Origin of the sequence: Paenibacillus dauci (assembly GCF_000971985.1) — a bacterium.
GTDB classification, from domain to species: Bacteria; Bacillota; Bacilli; order Paenibacillales; family Paenibacillaceae; genus Saccharibacillus; species Saccharibacillus dauci.
On sequence record NZ_LAQQ01000001.1, the window covers coordinates 338219 to 360580 of the forward strand.

Here is a 22362-nt window from a genome sequence, read left to right on the forward strand (position 1 = left end):
TAATAATAAAACCAATGGGATCTCCATAAATCCACTTTAATATATACCATGTATTATTTTGTTATGTCATCACAGCTTGGTGATTACGGCAGTAGAATCGGGTATCCACTTGCATCACCGGAAACTTTTCAGGCAGCTGGTCCATCGTAATCGGTACAAACTCATTTTTCTCATAGAAACGATGTGCAGCTTTGAACTGCTCGGTTGTCCCCAGATAAATCTGCCGGATCTGATGTTCTTCTGCCCATTGAAGTGCCTCCTGAAGCAGCAGTTGGGCTGTCCGATAGGTCTTGCCGCGATAATCCGACGCCACAAACATTTTTCGCAAGGCTGTCTGTTTATTGCCAATATCCAGCAGTGCAATCGTACCGACAACCTTGTCTCCGTGTAATGCTACCCAGAAGTTTCCGTTTCCCTGTTGGTAAAATTCACGGATATTCGCCAGATCCGGCTGATCCTCCTGACTAATCGGAATCTGGTACTCGTTGCGCTGAATATTGACGATCAACTCAGCAATCTGCTCACGGTATGTATCCTGATAGAACCTAATGATTACTTTGTTATCCATGAACACTTGCCCCTCTCCTATCATTATGTCACTCATGCGATTCATTATAGGAAGTCGATCCAGACTGTTCTGCTGTCTGTATATTATTTTTTCTATAATAAGGCATCGTACAGCCGGGATCAAATATCATACACTGCCCAGAAGATTTCTTGCTAATCTCTGTAAATGAGACATCACTTCCTGATAAGGCAAAGGACCATAGCTGATACGTGACACTCCCAGATCTGCCCATTCCCGAACAGAAGACACCGGACGGCTTAGCATAATATTGACGGGCAGTTCCGATTGATGACACAGCGCCGAAATAGCACCCGCATCGGTTAGTCCTGGAACGAACAGACCGCTTGCTCCAGCTTGGGCATAAGCATCTGCTCTGGTTAATACCGCTGTTACTGCTTGATTCAGAGCAGCTCCGGATATCTCTTCATTCATTTGCAGAAAAATATCCGTACGGGCATTAATAAAAAGTGGCATACCGTATCGGTCGGCAGCTTCACGAGCGGCAGCGATGCGGAGACACTGTTCCTCGATCGGATACAGCTGGTTCCTGCCCATGATCTGATCTTCGATATTGATTCCGATCGCGCCTGCGCCGAGTATTCTACGAACAGTATGACCAACTTCTTCGGGATGAATACCGTAGCCTCCTTCAATATCAACAGATAAAGGAAGATCGGTCTGCCGCCGTATTCGTTCAATATTGGCAACAACATCATCCAGTGGCATTGCCTCGCTGTCCTGCATACCATGAGCAGCTGCAACAGACCAACTGCCGGTAGCAATTGCCCTTGCACCTGCAGCCTGCACAGCAGCTGTGCTGCCTACATCCCATACATTGACCAGCACTAGTGGATCACCTTTGATATGCAGAGCATGAAAATGTGCAGCCTGTTCCTGTAAGGTAGTCATGATCAATCCCCCTTTTTTTCTAATTGTAGCAGCCATTCTTTGCGGGTAAGGCCTCCGCCGTAGCCTCCCAATTCTCCATTGGCATTAATCACACGATGACAAGGAATCACAATTGCCAGCTGATTGGCACCATTTGCCCGGGCAACTGCGCGAAAAGCCGAAGGATGTTCCAGTGCTATAGCAATCTGACCATATGAACGCGTCTCCCCTGGTGGGATTTTCATTAATTGCTCCCATACCTGCTGTTGAAAAGGCGACCCCAGTAGTGCCAGCGGTGTTGTAAATACAGTAAGTCGCCCTTCAAAATATTCGTGCAATTCCTGCTCGATCTGGCAAATCGGAGCGGTTATTCCCGGCACGATAGCACAGCGCAGCTTTTGCCGTAAACGCTCCACCTCACGCTCTAATCCACGCCGATCTACAAATTCCAGCAGATACAAGGCTTCTTCGCTGGCAATAGCAATCATGGGTCCCAGCATCGTATCGATCCAGGAAGCTTTTAGCACATGATTTTCATTCACCAGTGTTGGAGCAGCACCCATAATACGGGCAAAAGCATCACGAAAGCCACTGCTGGATTCGTAACCCGCCGATAACTGGGTATCAATAACCGACTGCCCGGAGCGAATATGTTTGAGTGCGAGTCCCATGCGACGAGCGCGAGCATATTCCACAAAGGTCATGCCAAAGCGCTTTTTGAACTGCCTGCGGGCGGTTGATTCATCTACTGCCAATGCACGAAAGTCTGCTTGGCTCCATCTTTTCTCGGGATGCTTCTCAACCTCTTCGACCAGCATACGAACGATATCCGATACCTGATTGGGATGAGACAGCGGTCGGCAGCGCTGACAGGGACGATACGAAGCCAACAATGCTTCCTGTGCAGTCTGGTAAAATTCACAATTCTCGAACTTGGGCTTGCGTGCCGGACAAGTCGGTCGGCAGAATACACCGGTCGTTTTTACCCCGACATAGAACAGACCTTCATATTCCGTCTTTTTGTCCAGCAGTGCCTGATAGTATTCGTGATGATGCTCGGTAGATATCATAGCTATGCTCCTTATTTGCAATGTCATGCTCTTATTATAAAGGATGCTATACAACCACATCGCCGAAATTCAGGCATTGATTCTTGGTACGCTACTGCAGGTGAACATCACCAAACCATATAAAAAAGGCCATCCGCCGTAACCAGGTTATGCAGCGGATGACCTTATCAAATTTTAGTTAAAATTAAAGCTATATTACAAAAGAATAGAAATCAGTATAGGCAGCGAAATGAGCGACAATACTGAACTGATTACAAAGGAAGAAGCCGTCTCGACTTCGAGTGTCTCAAAGCGTGTAGCAATCATGGCTGCTACTGCAGAGCCCGGGAAGGATACGAGCAGAACTGCCATCGTAATATCGGTAGCTGACAGACCGAACATCAGAGCGATCAGATAAGTCAGTACTGGAAGGGCGATAACTTTGAGCAGTGAAATGCTGATCGCATTGGCACTGAATTTGATTTGATTCAGACCAATCGTTACACCAATCGCAAACAATGCCGCACCGGAAGTAATATCACCGATCTGATCCAGGGAATCCTGCAGCAGCTGCGGCGAATGGAATCCAAACAGGGTCAGGATTACACCGATCAATGGCACACAGGCCAGCGGCTCTCTCAGACCATGCAGAATAGAATGAATGGTCAGCTTGAACAGATTCTCCTGATGACCGCTGTCATGGCCTGCCTGGGTCTTTTTGCCGACCGAACTAACAATGGTAGCTATTGGATCAAGCAGTGCATTGACTACCACCCCGGTAATAGCAATCGGGATGGCTACTTCAGCCGGACCGAACAGACTGCCCAGTACGGGAATACCCATAAATGCAAAAGAAGGCTGTGTAGAATTCAGAGAGAAGATCGACGATGTGTTCAGATCTTTTTTGAAAAGAAGACGCATAACGAGCAGCAGAATGACATAAAAACCGATGATACCAAGGAACATGGTCATAAAAAACGGCCATTTATCGATCAGCGTCTGCTTGCTTGTAGTCGTAATACCGATGAACAGATGCGCTGGCAGCGCAAACTTGGTCACCAGGGTGTTCAGGCCTTTGGATGAAGCGGGATTAAATACTTTGAAATGCCCACCCAGAAAACCCAGTATGATGACAAAGAAAATTGGAATTAATATCACAAAAATATGACCGACTGACATGATACAGGACCTCCATCTTATTGTTACAACTTATCCCCATAAGGGCAGACTGCCTATCCATAGCGGATAGGCAACCTGATTGGTACATGGGTTCTACCTCATCCCCGTCATCTCTACGAACAGACGGTGAACCCGGCTTACTCTAGACAATTGGGGATTAGACAGCTTGTGTAACAGCAACCGATTTGAGTGTTCTGTATACAGGATGCCACATGGCATCTTTGACAGCCTGTTCCACATTTTCCGGTGTATTGCGGGCAACTCCATCCTGGATAGCCGCATTGGCGACAGCGACAGCGACGGCAAAGGATACATTTTGCAGCTCATTCACACGAGGCAGCAGCGGTGCACCCGGCTCGGAAGAATCAACAGCATTCGCTACCGCATCGGCTGCAGCCGTGAACATACCTTTGGTAAATACAGTCGCTTTGGCTACAATCGCACCCAGTCCCAGTCCCGGGAATACAAATGCGTTGTTGGATTGTCCGATCTCGTAAGTTACACCTTTGTAAGCTACTGGTGCAAACGGACTGCCTGTAGCGATCAGCGCTTTGCCATCAGTCCATTCCAGCAGATCCGCCGGAACCGCTTCGGCCAGCGAAGTTGGGTTGGACATTGGCATGATAATTGGACGCTCTACATGCTTGGCCATTTCCTTGATAATCTCTTCGCTGAATGCTCCGGTTACACCGGAAGTACCGAGCAGAATCGTTGGTTTGACCTGTTTAACTACTTCCAGCAGACTGATCTTGCCGTCTGCTTCTACAGCCCAGCCTTCGACTTCGGATGTTTGGCGGACATAAGGCTTCTGGAATTCCAGTACGCCTTCGGTCGCATCAGTCAGCAATCCGCGATAGTCGTATGCCCAGAAGCGTCCTTCCGCTTCTTCCTGGGACAGGCCTTCTTTCATCATTGCATCCCGAATCTGGTCAGCGTTACCGATACCGGCAGCACCAGGACCGAATACGAGTACACGATGTTCACACAGTGGTGTACCGCTCACCTGTACGCCGGACATGATCGCAGCCAGTGTAACTGCTCCGGTACCCTGAATATCATCGTTAAAAGTAAGGAGTTTGTCACCGTATTTATTAATGATATTACGCGCATTGACATTACCAAGATCTTCCCAGTGCAGCAGCACATCCGGGAACAGCTTCAGTGCTGTCTGTACATAACGATCGACGAATTCATCATAACGGTCACCGCGAATCCGTTCATGACGGTTACCGATATAGAGTGGATCATTCAGCAATTTCTCGTTGTTGGTACCGGCGTCCAGTACAACCGGCAGTACGCGGCTTGGATCAATACCTACAGCTGCAGTGTATACAGCCAGTTTACCGATCGCAATATTGATACCGCCCACGCCCCAGTCACCGATTCCGAGGATACTCTCGGAGTCTGTTGCTACGATCAGGTCGATATCGCCAGGCTGTACACCGCTGTTACGGAATGCTTCTTCAATACCATCCATATTGTCAATGGACAGGTATACGCCGCCCGGTTTGTGGTACTGCTGGCTATATTCCTGAATGGATTGGCCGACAGTTGGTGTGTACACGATAGGCAGCATCTCGCTCAGATGCTCGCTCAGCAGACGATAGTACAATACAACATTACGGTTATAGAGATCGTTTAGCATAATATTTTTGCGAAGATTGTTGGGCTCGCTGTTTAATTGCTCATATACGCGGCTCACCTGCTCTTCGATGGTCAGAATCATAGGAGGCAGAATCCCGTTCAAATCCAGTTCTTTTCTCTCTTCAGCGGTAAAAGCCACGCCTTTGTTCAGAATAGGATTGGAGAGGATATCTTTTCCTTTCAAAAGAGTTCGGATCGATCCATCACGGTCAAGGTAAAAAGCGTTCATGGTTAAATGCCTTCTTTCTTACTTTTCTTTTTATTATTACTTTTCGTAAGCTCGTTGATCACATGTTTAATAATAGTATCATTTTGACATATTGTAAAGACTTTTTGCGAATATTTTCTATGATAAATTATTTTATCATAGCTAAAAACTATCATTAATTCATATATTCAAAATTTTACTTACGTTTCTGAAATAAAATATAATTTAGCATAACGCTTCCATTAGCTATATAGCAGGCAAAAATGATATATTCGTTGTATTGTTCAAATTAATGCTATAAATTATCATCATAGTTATAAGCAATGATAATGTTGGAAGCAAATTATAATTTAAACCAGGCTTGAGGAGTGTTACATATGGAAATCAGACAACTGGAATACTTTGTAGCAGTTTGTGAGGAGCTTCATTTTACCAAGGCTGCCGAAAGGCTCGGCATCACCCAGCCCACGCTCAGTATTCAGATCCGTACGATGGAAGAAGAACTCGGAACACTGCTGTTCGACCGGATCGGCAAAAAAATCACGATCACCGAAGCCGGTTTCATTCTACTTCGGCAGGCTCGCAGTATTCTATTAAAGCTGCAGGATGCATACGATGAGATTAATGGACTGCGCGAATATAATGGTGGAAATCTGGTTGTCGGCGTTATGGCTGCCGAACTGGATTACCGAATCACACCGATTCTGATCGATTTCCATCATCAATTCCCCAATATTCATCTCAAAATCTCTTCTGCAATTGAAGTCGCCGAGATGGTTATTAATAATGTCGTCGATATCGGGATTACATTGATTGAATTTACTGATCCGAGGCTGATTATTACTCCGCTGTATACGGAAGAATTCGTCCTGGTCGTCTCCGAGGAGCATGAACTGGCTAATGAGAAATCGGTATCACTGGAGACCGTATCTGCCCTTCCTCTAATCGCTTATCCGAAGGGATTCAAAGCACGCGAACTAATCGAGACTCATTGCCGGGAAAAAGGATTCAACCTGAATATTATTGTAGAGACATCAACCGCATCTTCCCTATACGGATTCGTCAAATCCGATGTAGGTGCCTGTCTGCAGCCCTACTCCCTGTCCAACTCGCTCAACGATCCAACACTGCGATTGATCAAAATCAGTGATTATCCACCAACACGGCAGATCGGAATTATTTATCGGACAGATAAGTTTCTCGGTGTAGCTGCCAAGGAATTTATCCGGATGGTGCAGGATAATCTGAAGGTAGATTGAAGTGATTGCACAGAACATAATAAAACCGCCTTGTTATATAGGCGGTTTTATTATGCGTTGTAAACGATCTGTCACATATTCCAAATTTCACTTACCTAATTTTGAATAAGTGATTGTAATCACAAGGTGGCCTCCAACAAGCGGCTATGCTGAATACATAAGCTTGAATTGCAGCGAGAAAATTCATCTCAGGAGGTAATACCCAATGACAACTCAATCCACTGCTACACTTGAATCCCAACCATCCATGTTCTGCTTTCAATGCCAGGAAGCCTCTAAAGGCACCGGTTGCACGATCAAAGGCGTCTGCGGCAAGCCACATGATGTAGCCAATCTGCAGGATTTGCTTATTTATACAATCAAAGGCATATCCTATCTTAGCAAAGATCTTCAGCTGAGTGATGAACTGAATCGCCGCATTTCCCTCATGATTACCGATGGTCTATTTACGACAATTACCAATGCCAACTTTGACCGTGAATTCTTTATCGATAAAATTCATGAAGCACTGGCTCTACGCAATGAAGTTCATTTATTCTGGCAAACCTGTATCGGAGCGACTCTTTCAGAGCCTGCGCATCTGCCGGATGCAGCAGTATGGAAAGGTTATACCGCTGAAGAGCTGGATGAGAAAGCACGGCATATCGGGGTACTTCGTACTGCCGATGAAGATATTCGCTCTCTTCGCGAACTGCTGACCTATGGACTCAAAGGTATGGCTGCCTACACGTATCATGCAGACCACCTCGGTTATGTCGACAACGGCATCGATCAGTTTATGCGTCAGGCACTAGCTGCTACGCTCGATGATACGCAAGGCGTACCCGAACTGCTCGCTCTCGCTATGGAAGCCGGCAAATATGGCGTCGATGCGATGGCACTGCTGGATCAAGCCAATACAACAACTTATGGTCATCCACAGGTAACCAAAGTAAATATCGGTGTCGGTCAACGCCCTGGTATTCTGATTAGTGGACATGATCTGCACGATATGGAAGAGTTGCTCAAACAAACTGCAGGCACCGGTGTTGACGTGTATACCCATAGTGAGATGCTGCCTGCGCATTATTATCCTGCATTCCAAAAATATGATCATTTCGTCGGCAACTATGGCAACGCCTGGTGGAAACAAACGAGTGAATTCGAATCCTTTAACGGACCAATTCTGATGACAACCAACTGTATCGTACCGCCCAAAGCGAGCTATGTAGACCGCATTTATACTACAGGCAATACGGGTTATCCGGGTGTACAGCATATTCCCGATGGTACAGATGGACATCCCAAAGACTTTTCCCGGTTGATCGAGCAGGCTCTCCAATGTCAGCCACCAACCGAAATCGAGACAGGTGAAATTATTGGCGGCTTCGCTCATAATGCGGTTATGAATGTAGCCGATCAGGTCGTCGATGCGGTACAGACCGGTGCAATCAAGCGATTCTTCGTTATGGCTGGCTGTGATGGACGAATGAAATCCCGTAGCTACTATACCCGATTTGCCGAAGAACTACCGCAGGATACAGTAATTCTGACCGCAGGCTGTGCCAAATACAAATACAACAAATTGAACCTTGGTGAAATCGGTGGTATTCCGCGCGTACTGGATGCCGGGCAGTGTAATGATTCCTATTCACTCGTCGTGATTGCCCTGAAGCTCAAAGAAGCATTTGGTCTGGAGGATATCAACGATCTGCCGATCTCCTACAATATTGCCTGGTATGAGCAAAAAGCCGTTATCGTTCTGCTGTCTCTGCTGTATCTGGGCGTCAAAAATATCCATCTCGGCCCTACACTGCCTGCTTTCCTTTCACCAAATGTAGTGAACGTGCTGGTCGAAAACTTTGGTATTGCCGGTATTACAACTGTTGAAGATGATATGCAGATGTTTATGGGCGCTTGATTTTCACTCGGGGTCAGCGGGTAATGGTAGGTAGACCTGTTTACAATCCAGAGGAGGTATAACCATGGCCAATGATCCGGAAAAAGTGAAAATTACAAGTCGTGAAGAACGTGAAGCGATTGGACGCAATATCAATGCAGGATTTGCCCGGGTGGAACGTGCCGAGTTAGCCGATGGAGCTACCGACATCCCAACCGGTCCTGTAGCCAAAGAACTGACAGAAGATGAGATTCGCGAACGCGTAGGCTCAGGCAATTTTGAAGCTGCCAAAAATGACGGTCAGACCGGCTCAATCAACAGCTGATCCAGCTGGTAGAGCATTAAAAAGCAACCCAATCATTAGTGCAGTATAGCATTGGTTTACACGACAAAAAGCACTGTCCAGCGTTAGATCGGTTATCCGATGACTCTCGCTAGATAGTGCTTTTTGCTATGTATAAGATTGCCCAATCTGCTAAAGATGAATTTACGGAATAGCAGTATAGGATTTTTCAATGCTTTTTAACTCTATACTTTTACAATAAAAATGTAGTTCTCCATTCTCATAATCTTCAATATAATATCTCATATCGGTATATCCACGATCATGAAGACTGTTTATTTTGAAGCCACTGATCTGGCATAATAACGATCCTGGTTGAAAATTCAACTGCTCAATATTGGTAAAACGAAGCATTACTTCATAATTTCCTGATTTCCCATGCAGCAGAAAAGTGATATCCACTATTGTAACAGGCTCATAATACGAATTAGGAGCAGTATATAAATGAAAACCGGATATCCATTCTAATCTGGAATACCAGTATTCCCCTATCAATTGCTGTGCCTGTTCTGCATTCTGAATATAATGCTCTGGTTGGATCAACCTAATGCCTCCTCTTTCAATGATTCTTTTACAGTATTATTTTATTCCCTTATCTATATGGTCATTTTATATAGACCTGCTTCACCAAGAAAGTCTGCTCTTGTCAGTCCCTGTTCTCCCAGAAATTCGCGGTAACTCTGTATCGTGCCATCATGACTGATAATAATCGTTCGTTTCGCCGGATAATGGGCGATCCATTCCATTTGCTTTGCAGCCAGTCTTGCAAACTCGGGCTCTGGCATTATGTTTATTCCTGAATCTCCGAGCTCATCTTGTTCTGTATATATCATCGACCATGCCGGGTAATTTTGCTGCAGCTCGGTTCTTGTCAGCAGACGATCGCACAGGAGTGGCTTCCACTCTGGATTCTGCGGATACATGCGAGGCCCTACAGCATGGCTAAGGTAAGCGTGAGCAATGAGGGAATGGTTGGTAAGTATAACTGCCGATTCGATAGTACGTACCATGGGACTGACGAGCAGCAGATCATCTGTTCCAATCTGCAACCCGGATTGCAAGCCGCTGATCTGCTGCTTCCCGAGTTCTGTCAAATGTGGATGTGTCTTATTGAATCGATCTGGCCCCGGCAAATTATGTTCAGCCTGCCCATGACGAATAAAAATAATCTCCAGTTTGCTCCCTCCTTTAAGATTAAATTCTTATACCTCTCTAATTATTATCAAAATCTACTTATCTATCCGATAGATTCCATTTGAATTCGGTAAACTGAGCTGTCAGGGTTTCTTTTTGATCAATATAAAAATCAGAGCTTATCGCAAAGGGGAGCTGCAACAGTTGTTCGAGTTGCTCCAGTGCTTTTTGCTGCTCCGGCTGTTCAATAATTTGTTGTAACCCTGCCCCGTATTCATAACCAAATATCTGTGCCAAAATACTAATATCTACATCCTGTTCTTCTATTCCATATTCTTGTCGCGTTTGACTGCACCAGGTATAGCCGGTTAATTTCTCTCCATTGGTAAACATGCCAATTTCCAGTACATCTTCATCAAAATAAGACAAAGTAAATACAGGAGCATTCAGATAAGAAGACAGCTCTTCACCAAATTGCTCTGTCTTTCCCCAACCAAACCAGTCATTTAGAATACTGAACCATCCTGGCTTCTTTTCTGCGATATAATAAGTGTGTCTGGTACGCTCTGCTTCATCAATAATCTCCTGGTACGGATTGGAAGAAGTAACTGAACCACTTACAGCGGGTTGCTCTGCAATCATATCTTCCAGAGCATCCAGCAGTACTTGCAAATCACTGATTTGAACATGCACATTCCCGAGCTTGGCTCCCATTCTTGTCCTCTCCTTGTTACAGATATGGTGACAGAATCGACGGATTAAATATAATTTACAATGTTACGATAATGCTTTGATAATAACTTTCTGACTATATGTATTTGAACATCTCCATCATATCATATACTTCCCTATCGCTCTATTAAGCTGTCTATGCTGTTGAGAGCCAGCTTTTTCACGATATAACTTCATATCTTACATCGCATATCTCATTCTTACTTCTTACTTCTTACTTCTTACTTCTTACTTCTTAAATGATGTTACATAGTTTCTATCACTCCTACTCTACTTATCCATTATATAAAAAAGGACTACAGCTCATAAGAACTGTAGTCCTTTTTATATTTTATGCCAGCTGGCCAATCACCTGAATCAATTCACTGCCCACCTGCTGATGAGCTGTTCTGCGGCTTCCCGGCCATGCTGTACACAATCGGGAATCCCGATTCCTCCATAGCCTGCACCACATAACCATACATCAGGTAAATGCGCTGTGAGAGAAGTTCTTACTTTATCCATTAATTCTCTATGTCCTACCGGATACTGCGGCATTGAGCGGTAACAGCGGCTGATCTCCACCAGATCTGGCTCTGCATCGAATCCGATCAGATCCCGTAGATCCCGGCGTACCGCCTGTACCAATTCTTCATCAGACAGGTTCGTCCAGTCTTCTGCACCTGCACGACCAATATAGGTACGCAGCAGCGTCTGACCGGCTGGAGCAGTATGCTGCCATTTGGTCGAGGACCATGTGCATGCGGTAATCATGCGATTTTCCTTGCGGGGCACGAGGAACCCTGTACCTTCAAATTCGTGCTGCAGCTGGTGATGCTTGTATCCAAGAGCAATATTCGCTACCGACACATAATGAATCTGACTTAGCTGCCGGATCTCGGGAATATCTCCAAGCAGTTCGGCTGCTGCATAAGCCGGAATAGTGCAAATAATACTGTCCGCGTCAATATTCTCTCCGCTGCTCAGTGTCAGGGTATAACGATGATGCTGTATGCTACTATTCGAGTCATCTACCGGATGAAACGTATCCGATGCAGCGATTCCTGTCACATGTTGCTGCATGCGGAATTGTACATGGCTCAGCGTGAGCTGCTCTTGCAGTCTACGAATAATAGCGGACAACCCCTGCTGATAAGACAAAAACATACTTTTGGATTTGGGCATAGACGACGTTGGAGATGAGGAGGATATACCGGATAGCTTGCTATCGCTTCCTGCATGGGTTCCGGCCTTTTGCTGAATTCCCTTGCTTGCAGCAGGTCGACGCAGCATTCCTCTGGCCATACCGATAATGAGGCTGTGGTGCTTTTTCTCCATTTGTCTGAACTGGGGAAAGGTCGACAGCAGACTGAGCGAACGTGTATCTCCTGCGTAAATGCCTGCCAGCAGTGGCTCAGTCATCTGTTCCAGCACTTCACGACCCAATCGCCGTTCAATAAAGTCACCAAGCGCCTCATCTTCATCTGCCTGACGTGCAGGCAGTACCATATCGAGTACAGCTCTGGCTTTGCCCAGTGGAGAGATCAGACCGGTACGGATAAAAGGGCTAATCTTCGTTGGAATACCGAGCACCAGTCCCATCGGCATCTGATGCAGCTTTTTCTTATGCAAAATGTAGGCGGAACCTGCTTTTGGATTAGTAGGTACCAGCTGTTCACCCATTCCCAGATCATGAGTCAGATCGATAATCGGCTGTTTGCGAGCAAGGAAAGAGTCCGGGCCTTTTTCGATCAGGAATCCATCTGTCTGAACCGAATGAATTTTGCCGCCGAGACGATTGCTGCTCTCAATGAGCGTTATTTCTACCGGTATACCCTGCTGATCAGCAGCCTTTCGGGCATAATAAGCCGCACTCAGACCCGTGATCCCTCCGCCCAGCACGACAATTTTGCGTATAGATGATGGTGTCATAGTATGTCTCCTCCTGTCCACGCTGCAGGTTGATACGCGCAGTACGGATCGCTTTCCAGATAATCGCCGGTTAGTGCATATGCTCTTGCCCGCGAACCCCCGCACAGCTGCCGGTATTCACAGACTCCGCATTTGCCTTTGAGCAGTGATTTGTCCCGCAGCTGCTGCATCACCGGAGCAGACCGGTAAATATCGGCGAGATGCTGTTCCCGTACATTGCCACAGCTAAGCGGCAGGAATCCGCTGGGATATACCTCTCCCGTATGGCTGATGAATACAAACCCATCCCCATCATTTACCCCCTGCGGCGCACGCCCCAGCATATCCCTATGTTTGCTGGCGGACGGACGGGAGACTCCATTTTCAGAAGATTGAACTATACTACGCTGCTGCTGAAGCACTACTCGTCGATAGTGTGGTGCTTCGGTTGCTTTGACGCCAAATGGCATTCGCTGCTGCAGCTCATACATCCACTGCATTACTTCTTCATGCTGTTGTGGGGTAATCATATCCTTTTCCATACCGCGGCCTGTCGGAATCAGGAAAAATACACTCCATAGTACCGCCCCCATCTGTGCGACAAGTTCTGCGATCTGCGGCAAATCTTCCAGATTGTAACGGGAGACGGTCGTATTGATCTGAATCGGGATATGCAATTCCTGCAGATAGCGTATCCCTTGCATCGTACGTTCATAAGAACCTGCTGTTCCGCGGAAATGATCGTGAATTTTTGCACATGAACCATCAAGACTGAATGCCCAACGCGATAATCCGGCCTCACCAGCTTTCTCTACTGCACTGCGGGTCACACGCGGAGTCGCACTTGGTGTCATAGACAGCGATAGCCCTTTATCCTGGATAGCATATCGTGCCAGCTCGTATAGATCCGGTCGCATCAGTGGATCACCGCCGGTAAATACAAACAGCGGCTCGTCAAACTCGCTGATCTGATCAATCAACTGCTTGCCCTCCTCCAGACTGAGCTGGTGCGGATCTGGATGATACTGCGCTTCGGCACGACAGTGCAAGCATTTCAGGGCGCAGGCACGGGTAACTTCCCAGATTACGATAAATGGATTCTGACTATAGTCCCGCTGCTTGATGGATGGCATCATGGCAATCCTTCCTTTCTGCAAATACGATTAAATGATCCATACAACCGACACATACATCATGACTGCAAATCCGATCTCGGCAATCCCTACCTGCATGGTACGCAGTTTCTGCTTGGGCAGCCATACAGCTCGGATCAGCAGCACGGCAAAAGGAATGCATAACCATACATTCCAGCCAGCTGCCAGCACGACTAGCAGTAGATGATACAGACAGGAAATGTAATAATAACGCCGGTTCTTTTTCTCGCGAATCATGGTCTTTACATATAAAGCGGTACCTGTAAAATACAAAACCGATAGCAAAAACAGCTTACTTGCCGCTATCCAGTCCGGTGTGCCACTCATATAGACAACCGGATAAATGAAAGAACTGAACAGCACAATCGCTACAATATCATTGAACAATGCACGCTCATTACGGCGTTTGGCATAATAGGCAGGCACGGCAAAAAAGATCAGCAGCAGTGCACCGTACATCAGCATTTGAGGCTGCTGGGCAATAACGACGGCAACCAGCGGAACCAATAATACTCCATATAGTGCTGCGGGACGCAAATATCTGTCTTTGCGTCCTGTCTTGATCCACTGCAGTACCGGATAGCTGAACAGATACATGACCAGCCAGCAGAGGAACAGCGGCAGATGGACCCAGCGTCCTCCCGAGATGCTGAGACCAAGCAAAAAAGGCAGTACGAGCATAGCCCATGCCCCATGCTGATTGGGAATGTACCGGTTCATCTTTTGAGCCTCCTGTTTATTTATTAACCTCCAATATAGGACATGCCGATTCTGCGGCAGGAAGCTGCCGTATGCGCGGTTCGCAGATCAGAGTAACGATCTGTCCGGTGTTCCCAGATATCGGCGATGACATCCTGCAATTCTTCATCCGTTGCTCCGCCGCGTACCAGCTGACGCAGATCATAGCCGCTGGAAGCAAACAGACAGGTATACAGTTTGCCATCGGATGACAAACGCGCTCTTGTGCATGAAGAGCAGAATGAACGCGAGACCGATGTAATAAAACCCACTTCTGTACGAGTACCACGGTACCTGTAATAGCTGGCAACTTCGCCGTAGATATTATGTTCGGCAGGCACCAGCTCATAACGACTCTGCAGTTGCTGGAGAATCTCTGCCTGGGTCACTACTTTGTCGTAGCTCCAACCATTACCGCTTCCGGCATCCATGAACTCGATAAATCGCAGCGTAATTCCCTTATCACGGAAATATTCAGCCATTGGCAGGATTTCTTCGTCGTTAATTCCCTTTTGTACGACCATATTGATTTTGATCCGGAATCCCAGAGATTGGGCATAATCAATCTGCTTCAGGATATGCTGCGGCTGTACACCTCTTCCGTTAAGCTGACCGAATATAGACGGGGTCAGTGCATCCAGACTAATATTCAGCCGCCGCAGACCTGCCTGATAAAGGGCTTCCGCGTGCTGTCCGAGCAGCAGTCCATTGGTCGTCAGTCCCATATCCTGTACGCCGGGAATCGTACCTATTTCTCTGACCAGCTCATCCAGATTTTTGCGAAGCAGCGGCTCTCCGCCAGTCAGACGTACCTTCTGCACGCCCAGGCCCGTGAATAGTCTTACCAGCCGACTCATTTCTTCAAAAGTCAGCAGTTCGGCGCGCGGCATGAATGCATAGTCGTCTCCGAACAATTCTCTTGGCATGCAATAAGCACACCGGAAATTACAGCGGTCGGTTACCGACAGACGCAAATCACGTACCGGACGACTCAGTGTATCAGTCAGCTGGCGGATATTCACAGGGCTCTCCCTCTTTTCGTAGTTCGTATTTTATAATTCATGGATATCGGATTGTAGAGCTTGTAATAAGTCAATGTGAATAATGGAACTTATTTGTCCATATGGACAGTAACGTCTATATTACGCCTTGAGCTGCTGCTGATTTAGTTCGCTGAAGGTACCAACATAGCGAACATCTTCGCCCGTCTCATCTTTGACTGCACTGATATTCAGCCATTGTACATACTCTTCACCATTTTTGCGTTTGTTCCAGATCGCTCCCTGCCAGACTCCATACTGCTTGATTTCAGCCCACATCTGGCTGTAAAAGTCCTGGGATTGACGGCCGGATTTGAGGATGCTTGGTCGTTGTCCAAGAACCTCGTCAGCTTCATAACCGGTTAACCGGGTGAATGCCGGATTGACCGTTTTGATATATCCGGATGGATCGGTGACCAGTATTCCCTGAGCTGTAGAATCGAATACTTCGGATACGAGAGCAAGTTTGTCCTGATAATACATCCAGACCACGATAATCAGACTCGCCAGTGCCACCTGGGACAGCAACATGAATCCGATCGAATATTGTCCGGTGATACCATGAATAGCCGATAGCATCAGTGGCGGGAAGAATCCACCCAGACCACCCATCATAGAGACAATACCATTGGCAATACCTGCCTGTTTGTTGAAATAAAACGGTACCAGCTTGAAGATAACGCCGTTACCAATACCTGCACTGACAGCAATCGCCAGACTGCCGATCGTATACAATCCGATTGATGGAGAGAATGCCAGTACAATTGCAGCAATCGTATACATAGCGAATGTACCTACCAGCAGGAACAAAGGCTGAAAACGGTCAGCCAACCAACCGCCAACCGGACGAAGGAACGTTGCCAGTGCGATAAACCCGGCAGTACGTATACCTGCGTCGACTTTGGAGAGATCAAAGTTCGCAACCAGGAAGTTGGGCAGATAGACGGTAAATGCTACGAATGAACCGAACGTAATAAAGTAGAACAACGAGAAAAACCAGAGCTTTTCATTTTTGTATACACCTTTGATCTGCTCGATAATCGGCGTTTTCACTTTGACTTCACGGCGATCACCGAGGAAGAAGTTCAGCACGATAAAAGCAGCCAGCAGGATCATATACAGTTGTACAGTGGATTGCCAACCGATCTGGGTAGCCACGACCGGAGCAGAGAACGTCGTAATCGCTGTACCGATATTGCCCATGCCATAGATCCCGTTAACCAGTCCATGTTTTTCTTTGGGATAATACTTGGGCAGTGATGTAACCCCTACCGAGAAGACAGCACCACCGATGCCCAGGAACAGTCCGCCGATAATCAGATCCGCCATGGAATCTGCGCGGCTGATATAGAATACCGGGAACAACAACAGGATAAAGCTGACCATGAAGATAATCCGCGCACCTACGATATTTGCGTAGTAGCCGAGTGGGATCCGCAGGATCGAACCCAGTACAACGGGTACTGCTGTGACCATTGCCAGACTTCCGGCCGGAATGTTGATATCTTCCCGGATAAAGGGCATCAGGGACGAAATGATTACCCATACCATAAATCCGAGCACCAGATTCATTGTTTGTAAGGATAGCTGTAATTTTTTGATCATCCAACTCACCTTTCACTTGTGTTTCGCTACAATTTGATAGAAGCCATATGGCCGTTCTTTATACTTCTTTATTGTAGGGTCTGCGATTACAGACAGGATATAGGGGAGTCCCCTGTACATGATAAGGGAATCCCTAAGTGCAGGATCAGGCAGGGTTTCAAACAGCTATAGTCTGTGTTATATCCTGCATTCCCCATATTTACAACCCAAAAAGCCTCCTCAACGATGCTGCTCGTCGGGAGGCTTTTTCTAATTTTTGCATATACATTTCCTGATTATGGTAGACACTTTATCGGGCAATAGCTTTTTTATCCGACTGGATAGTTATTTCTTAGTGGTTTGCGTTCTCCAGATCGACAGCCTGCTGCAGGAACTGTTCAATATCACTCCGGGATTTGCGCAATTTATTTACATATCGACTAACTTCACGGCCACCGGAGAAGGCTACAAAGCTGGGAATACCCATAATATTATGTTCTTCACTTACTGTGCCCATCTGATCTACATCAACTTCTACCAGATTCACATCCTGTGCGAATTGAGCTTCTACTTCAGGCATAAATGGATCAATAAATTTACAATCACTGCACCAGTCTGCCTTGAATACAGCAACAGTCAGGTCGGAAGATTGAATCGCGGTATCAAATTCTGCTTTGGATACGATTTTTTTCATATAAAACACTCCTTTGGATTGTTGAATAGGTTTGGAAGTATAACAGCACTGCTGCTATTATAATTGCTTGAAAATTGGTGTTCGGACAGTATGCAGCTTTTTAAAGTGTTTGCGATATAAAATCCGGGCTGCTTTTTTACTTTTTAGACAGCTATCGGCGAGAATAACTATTTCATCGTCGGGAGATAACTCCTTTTGCCATACAAATGGCAGTCGTCCCAGCGAAATATTGATCGAACCTGGAATATGTCCCTGATCAAAGTCGGTTACATCCCGTATATCCAGCAGCTTCACTGTTGAAGGCAGCCAGCTCAGATGCTCTGCAAGCGTGACTTTGGGACAGGTCAGGGAATCTACCGGCGACCAGCGCTGCCGCAGCCATATAGCAGCTGCCAACAGCAGTATTATGCTCAGAATATACATCATTACACTCCTACGCTTACCAGAGATTCTACGAATTTCTCACTATCCATAGCAGCCATTGCCCCACTACCGGCTGCAGTAATTGCCTGACGATAATGAATATCCTGAACATCACCGCAGGCAAATACGCCGGGAATATTGGTTTCTGTCGTTCCGGGTGTTGTCATGATATAACCTTGGGCATCCATTGTTAATTGGCTTTCCAGGAATCCGGTATTAGGCCGGTGGCCGATTGCTACGAAGACGCCATGTGCAGTCAGATTCTCTTCTTCGCCAGTATTTTCATTGCGGACCAACAGGCCGGTAACACCCTTGTCATCAGCAGTTACTTCCAGCGGAGTACGGTTGAGCGCCCACTCGATCTTGGTGTTGGTACGAGCACGATCCTGCATGATTTTGGATGCACGCAGTTCATTGCGCCGATGCACAATAGTTACTTTGGAAGCAAAGCGTGTCAGAAACTGTGCCTCTTCCAACGCCGTATCTCCTCCACCAACCACTATTATCTCTTTGTTACGGAAAAAGAAACCGTCACAGGTAGCACATGTGCTTACACCGCGCCCGATATTTTCCTGTTCATTCGGAATTCCCAGATACTTGGCACTTGCTCCAGTGGAAATAATCAGTGTCTCTGTTACCAGTTCCCCTTTGCCTTCTACCTGTAGTGTAAATGGACGTTTGGACAGATCCACTTTGTTTACCCATCCCGTATAAAATTCGGCTCCAAAGCGCTCTGCCTGTTTGCGCATATTATCCATCAATTCGGGCCCCAGTATACCTTCGGGAAAACCGGGATAATTCTCGATTTCTGTTGTAGTAGTCAGCTGACCACCAGGTTCGGGTCCCTCAATAACCAGCGGATTCATATTGGCGCGCGCCAGATAGATTGCAGCGGTCAGACCGGCAGGCCCGGTACCTACAATGATTGATTTATACATAAGATCCACTCCTTTAGATCATATTTCACGCTTCTTTTTATATTCAATTGAATAATTGAATTATAGATCCGAAAATGATTCCCGTCAACCCTTTTCAAGATACGCCGGAAATCATTTTATATATTTGATTTAAGTGCGGTATTTTATCTGCTGCAAAACTCAACTGGTAAAACGCATAAACCTTTCAAAAGCGTAATCCCAAACATCTTCCTCAACACAAAGCAACATTAGAAAAGAAGGATTGTACGTTAGCGCCTTCTTTAGATGACAAAATAGTACCGATAGCCACGCTGCTCTATAGCCGCAACGAAATAAGGAGCCTAATCCGACAGTGCCCGCATGATATTGGATTTCGCTTCTGACGCAATTGCTTCATTCCCGTCATCGACAGCTTGCATTAAGATCAGCATGGGGATGTATACTGCGATTAGCCGCGCCAGCATTCTCGTCTCCTCGTCCGCTCCTCCGTACGTTTCAAAAAATACACCGCGAGCATAAGGTGGTAAAAAGCTATAAGCAACGCTCAAGTCGCAAGCCGGATGTCCTATACTCAAATCACCCCAATCAATGATGCCGGAAATGATCCCTTTCTCATTTATAAGCATATTTTTGAAATGAAGATCGCCATGCAGCAGTACATTCACTGATTCGACATGGTCTTTTTGCAGCCTGCTTATATACGCTTCGATCACACTGGACTCCTCCAGTGACAAATGTTCAGCTACCTTCGAGAGAAAGCTCTCCAATTTTACTTTGCGCGCTGCTATATCCGTTAAGTTGCGATGATCTTGCTGAACTCCGCACTTCACCGCTTCCTGCACCGGAAACTCGTGTAATCTTCGCAAAAATTTCGCCAGCGTCTCTGCCGATAAAGCCCGGCATTCTTCCGTCAACCCGATTGGGAAATCTCCTGACACGTGGGCATATCCAAGAAATGGTGCCGGGTATTCATCACTTGCGTCGCCATAAAATAACGGTTTCGGATAGGGGATGGTGATATAGGTTTCCAGCTTCGGCAGCAGCTTTCCTTCTATACGAATCGAGCCAACCGCAATCGTTCTTCTTGGGAATCGGAATACATACTCGTCACCGATGAGAAAAACCGTATTGTCCCAGCCCCAGCCTAATCGCTTCACTCGTTTCGATGACAGCTGTGGGAATTGTCTACCGATCAGCGTCCGCGCCTGCTCTTCGCTAATCTCCCACTCCGCATCCCATACATTCGTTCCTGACATGAATTGTCTGCCTCCTCGTCCCTTGAGTTATGTAGATACTTATATTCCTTTGGAGTTATGTATAACTTCATACTATATCTTGAAATGCTTCAGTTGGAATCTGCTTCAAAGCGAACAGAATCTTATGTCGCCAGTAAATATAGGAGGTTAGTTGATAATTATCAACTATCCACAACAAAGTTTAACATAGTCAAACAATAAAAAAAGAACACAAATCTATTTGTGTTCTTTTAAGAGATTATATCGTTTAGCCGAGCCGCCACTCTACTATACCTTCGTCAATACGATATGCCTTAAAGCCTTTTTGCTGGATTTTCTCGACCGCCTGCGTCGTGAATACACAGTAAGGCCCGCGACAGTACGTTGCCATTTCTGTATTTTCAGGTACCGTCTCCAGGTATTCATCAAGCTCCTCCATAGGTACAGAAATAGAACCTTCCACATGATCGGCTTCATACTCGTCTTTTGGACGAACATCCAGCACGAGGAAGTTGCCGTTGTTCATCCGCTGCAGTACCTCTTCTTTGGAGATCGTCTGGACAGTCTGGTAATTGTTTAGGATATCCTGCTTGATGCGTGGCACGTCCGGAAGCTGATTCTCGGACACTTTCCATAACGATTGCAAAAATTCCGCTACCTGCAGGTTTGCCAGGCAATAGATTACATAAGTTCCTTTTTTGGTAAAGCGTACAAGATTCGCATCCAGTAGAATCTGTAGATGTCGCGATACATTGGCGACGCTCATACCGGATTGATGAGCCAGCGCTTCGACTGCTTTGGGACCATTGGACAGCAGATTCAGGATCTCCAGCCGTCTCTCGCTGGATAGACATTTTCCGATACGTGCATATTGGAGAAATAATTGTTCTTTATAATGATCAGCAATTTGCTTGTTATCCATAGTAGTACTCACCCTTTATATTCAATGACTTAATTGAATTCTATAATATTTAAATGTGAAATTCAATAGAATGCTCTCTTTCACAAAACATGATAGACCAAATCATGATAAACCAAATCATGATAAACCAAACAAGCCGTCTCCCTTGGGAAACAGCCTGTCTCTACTATGAATAGTTCTCTACTGCATCTCTTGCAAATACCTCGTATCCGCAAAATAATGTATTTAGAAATCCAATATTTTTTTCTTTAGTGCATACTCTACCAACTCAGGACGGCTTTTGAGATTCAGCTTTTCCATTATCTTGGCTTTGTGCGCTTCTACTGTTTTAACGGAAATAAACAACTTTTCGGCGATTTCCTTATTGCCGTATCCTTTGGCGATCAGCGGCAGAATCTCCAGTTCCCGGCGGGAAAGCAGTTCATAGACATCCTCGCTGCCTGCACTGGTGTCATTTTTGACAAACTCGCGTACAAGTGAAGTAGCCAGCTTGGGATGAATGTAGGTGCCTCCCTCGTGAATCGTACGAATCGCGAGCAGTAGCTCTTCATCCGGCGCATTTTTGAGTACATAACCGGATGCTCCGTTACGCAGTACATGGAACAGATATTCTTCGTCATCATGCATGGTCAGGATCAATATACGGGTATCGGGGTAATCGTCCTTGATCTTGCCGGTAGCAATCAGTCCGCTCTCTCCCGGGGGCATACTGAGATCCATCAGGAGAATATCGGGCTGATGCTTGGCGACCATGGTGTACGCCTCGATCCCGTCTGCTGCCGTGCCGACCACTTCCATATCCGGCTGAAAATTCAGTATCATCGCAAATCCGCTCCGGACAATCGCATGATCATCCGCGATTACAATTTTCATCTATTCTAT

22 protein-coding genes are annotated in these 22362 nt (G+C 46.3%); 3 read left to right on the plus strand and 19 right to left on the minus strand.

The window, feature by feature from the left end; genetic code table 11:
- Nucleotides 1-61: 61 nt before the first annotated feature.
- The 5 genes from WH46_RS08890 to WH46_RS08910 form a co-directional block, all read right to left on the minus strand.
- Nucleotides 62-568 carry a GNAT family N-acetyltransferase gene (locus WH46_RS08890; protein WP_046227168.1) on the minus strand — a complete coding sequence of 169 codons (507 nt, stop codon included), beginning with the start codon at nucleotides 566-568 and terminating at the stop codon, nucleotides 62-64.
- A 126-nt stretch (nucleotides 569-694) separates the two neighbouring features.
- Nucleotides 695-1477, minus strand: a complete 783-nt coding sequence (locus WH46_RS08895; protein ID WP_046226462.1) for an isocitrate lyase/PEP mutase family protein — start codon at nucleotides 1475-1477, stop codon at nucleotides 695-697.
- A gap of 2 nt (nucleotides 1478-1479) precedes the next feature.
- Entirely contained in the window at nucleotides 1480-2526 is a 1047-nt protein-coding gene (locus WH46_RS08900) for a bifunctional transcriptional activator/DNA repair enzyme AdaA (RefSeq protein ID WP_046226463.1), read from the minus strand.
- 195 nt (nucleotides 2527-2721) lie between these two features.
- Nucleotides 2722-3684, minus strand: coding sequence for an AEC family transporter (locus WH46_RS08905; RefSeq protein WP_017812297.1), 963 nt, complete (start codon nucleotides 3682-3684; stop codon nucleotides 2722-2724).
- Between the two features lie 157 nt (nucleotides 3685-3841).
- The gene (locus WH46_RS08910; protein WP_017812298.1) at nucleotides 3842-5557 is read right to left on the minus strand and encodes an NAD-dependent malic enzyme; all 1716 of its coding nucleotides are present in this window, start codon (nucleotides 5555-5557) and stop codon (nucleotides 3842-3844) included.
- Between the two features lie 356 nt (nucleotides 5558-5913).
- Here WH46_RS08910 and WH46_RS08915 point away from each other — a divergent pair, with 356 nt between their 5' ends.
- The 3 genes from WH46_RS08915 to WH46_RS08925 all read left to right on the plus strand — a co-directional run bounded on the left by WH46_RS08915 (nucleotide 5914) and on the right by WH46_RS08925 (nucleotide 8999).
- Nucleotides 5914-6795, plus strand: a complete 882-nt coding sequence (locus WH46_RS08915; RefSeq protein ID WP_017812299.1) for a LysR family transcriptional regulator — start codon at nucleotides 5914-5916, stop codon at nucleotides 6793-6795.
- A gap of 205 nt (nucleotides 6796-7000) precedes the next feature.
- Entirely contained in the window at nucleotides 7001-8695 is a 1695-nt protein-coding gene (hcp, locus tag WH46_RS08920) for a hydroxylamine reductase (RefSeq protein ID WP_017812300.1), read from the plus strand.
- 64 nt (nucleotides 8696-8759) lie between these two features.
- Nucleotides 8760-8999, plus strand: a complete 240-nt coding sequence (locus WH46_RS08925) for a hypothetical protein (protein WP_017812301.1) — start codon at nucleotides 8760-8762, stop codon at nucleotides 8997-8999.
- A 162-nt stretch (nucleotides 9000-9161) separates the two neighbouring features.
- Here WH46_RS08925 and WH46_RS08930 read toward each other — a convergent pair whose 3' ends face one another.
- The 14 genes from WH46_RS08930 to WH46_RS08995 all read right to left on the minus strand — a co-directional run bounded on the left by WH46_RS08930 (nucleotide 9162) and on the right by WH46_RS08995 (nucleotide 22353).
- On the minus strand, nucleotides 9162-9560 hold the full coding sequence (locus WH46_RS08930; RefSeq protein WP_017812302.1) for a hypothetical protein: 399 nt from the start codon (nucleotides 9558-9560) through the stop codon (nucleotides 9162-9164).
- 53 nt (nucleotides 9561-9613) lie between these two features.
- Nucleotides 9614-10192: a histidine phosphatase family protein gene (locus WH46_RS08935; protein WP_026136082.1), complete on the minus strand. Its 579-nt coding sequence runs from the start codon at nucleotides 10190-10192 to the stop codon at nucleotides 9614-9616.
- Between the two features lie 58 nt (nucleotides 10193-10250).
- Nucleotides 10251-10865, minus strand: a complete 615-nt coding sequence (locus WH46_RS08940; protein ID WP_046226464.1) for a hypothetical protein — start codon at nucleotides 10863-10865, stop codon at nucleotides 10251-10253.
- A 375-nt stretch (nucleotides 10866-11240) separates the two neighbouring features.
- Nucleotides 11241-12794, minus strand: a complete 1554-nt coding sequence (gene hemG / locus WH46_RS08945; protein ID WP_046226465.1) for a protoporphyrinogen oxidase — start codon at nucleotides 12792-12794, stop codon at nucleotides 11241-11243.
- Entirely contained in the window at nucleotides 12791-13909 is a 1119-nt protein-coding gene (locus WH46_RS08950; RefSeq protein WP_046226466.1) for a TIGR04053 family radical SAM/SPASM domain-containing protein, read from the minus strand. The genes hemG and WH46_RS08950 overlap by 4 nt, the downstream gene beginning before the upstream one ends.
- Before the next feature lie 27 nt (nucleotides 13910-13936).
- A complete protein-coding gene (locus WH46_RS08955; RefSeq protein WP_052714172.1) occupies nucleotides 13937-14647 on the minus strand; it encodes a YwiC-like family protein in 711 nt (236 codons plus the stop codon).
- Between the two features lie 23 nt (nucleotides 14648-14670).
- Nucleotides 14671-15687 (minus strand): GTP 3',8-cyclase MoaA, encoded by a 1017-nt coding sequence (moaA, locus tag WH46_RS08960; RefSeq protein WP_046226468.1) that lies wholly within the window; start codon nucleotides 15685-15687, stop codon nucleotides 14671-14673.
- 120 nt (nucleotides 15688-15807) lie between these two features.
- On the minus strand, nucleotides 15808-17310 hold the full coding sequence (locus WH46_RS08965; protein WP_046226469.1) for a nitrate/nitrite transporter: 1503 nt from the start codon (nucleotides 17308-17310) through the stop codon (nucleotides 15808-15810).
- 331 nt (nucleotides 17311-17641) lie between these two features.
- Nucleotides 17642-17983, minus strand: coding sequence for a thioredoxin family protein (locus WH46_RS08970; RefSeq protein WP_046226470.1), 342 nt, complete (start codon nucleotides 17981-17983; stop codon nucleotides 17642-17644).
- A gap of 57 nt (nucleotides 17984-18040) precedes the next feature.
- Complete coding sequence (locus WH46_RS08975; RefSeq protein ID WP_082208352.1) at nucleotides 18041-18409, minus strand: rhodanese-like domain-containing protein; 369 nt, start codon at nucleotides 18407-18409, stop codon at nucleotides 18041-18043.
- On the minus strand, nucleotides 18409-19344 hold the full coding sequence (gene trxB, locus WH46_RS08980) for a thioredoxin-disulfide reductase (protein ID WP_046226472.1): 936 nt from the start codon (nucleotides 19342-19344) through the stop codon (nucleotides 18409-18411). Before trxB ends, WH46_RS08975 begins: the two co-directional genes overlap by 1 nt.
- Before the next feature lie 320 nt (nucleotides 19345-19664).
- Nucleotides 19665-20579: a phosphotransferase gene (locus WH46_RS08985; RefSeq protein WP_046226473.1), complete on the minus strand. Its 915-nt coding sequence runs from the start codon at nucleotides 20577-20579 to the stop codon at nucleotides 19665-19667.
- Between the two features lie 247 nt (nucleotides 20580-20826).
- Nucleotides 20827-21480 carry an ArsR/SmtB family transcription factor gene (locus WH46_RS08990; protein ID WP_046226474.1) on the minus strand — a complete coding sequence of 218 codons (654 nt, stop codon included), beginning with the start codon at nucleotides 21478-21480 and terminating at the stop codon, nucleotides 20827-20829.
- A gap of 225 nt (nucleotides 21481-21705) precedes the next feature.
- Nucleotides 21706-22353 carry a response regulator gene (locus tag WH46_RS08995; protein WP_017812315.1) on the minus strand — a complete coding sequence of 216 codons (648 nt, stop codon included), beginning with the start codon at nucleotides 22351-22353 and terminating at the stop codon, nucleotides 21706-21708.
- Nucleotides 22354-22362 lie beyond the last annotated feature (9 nt).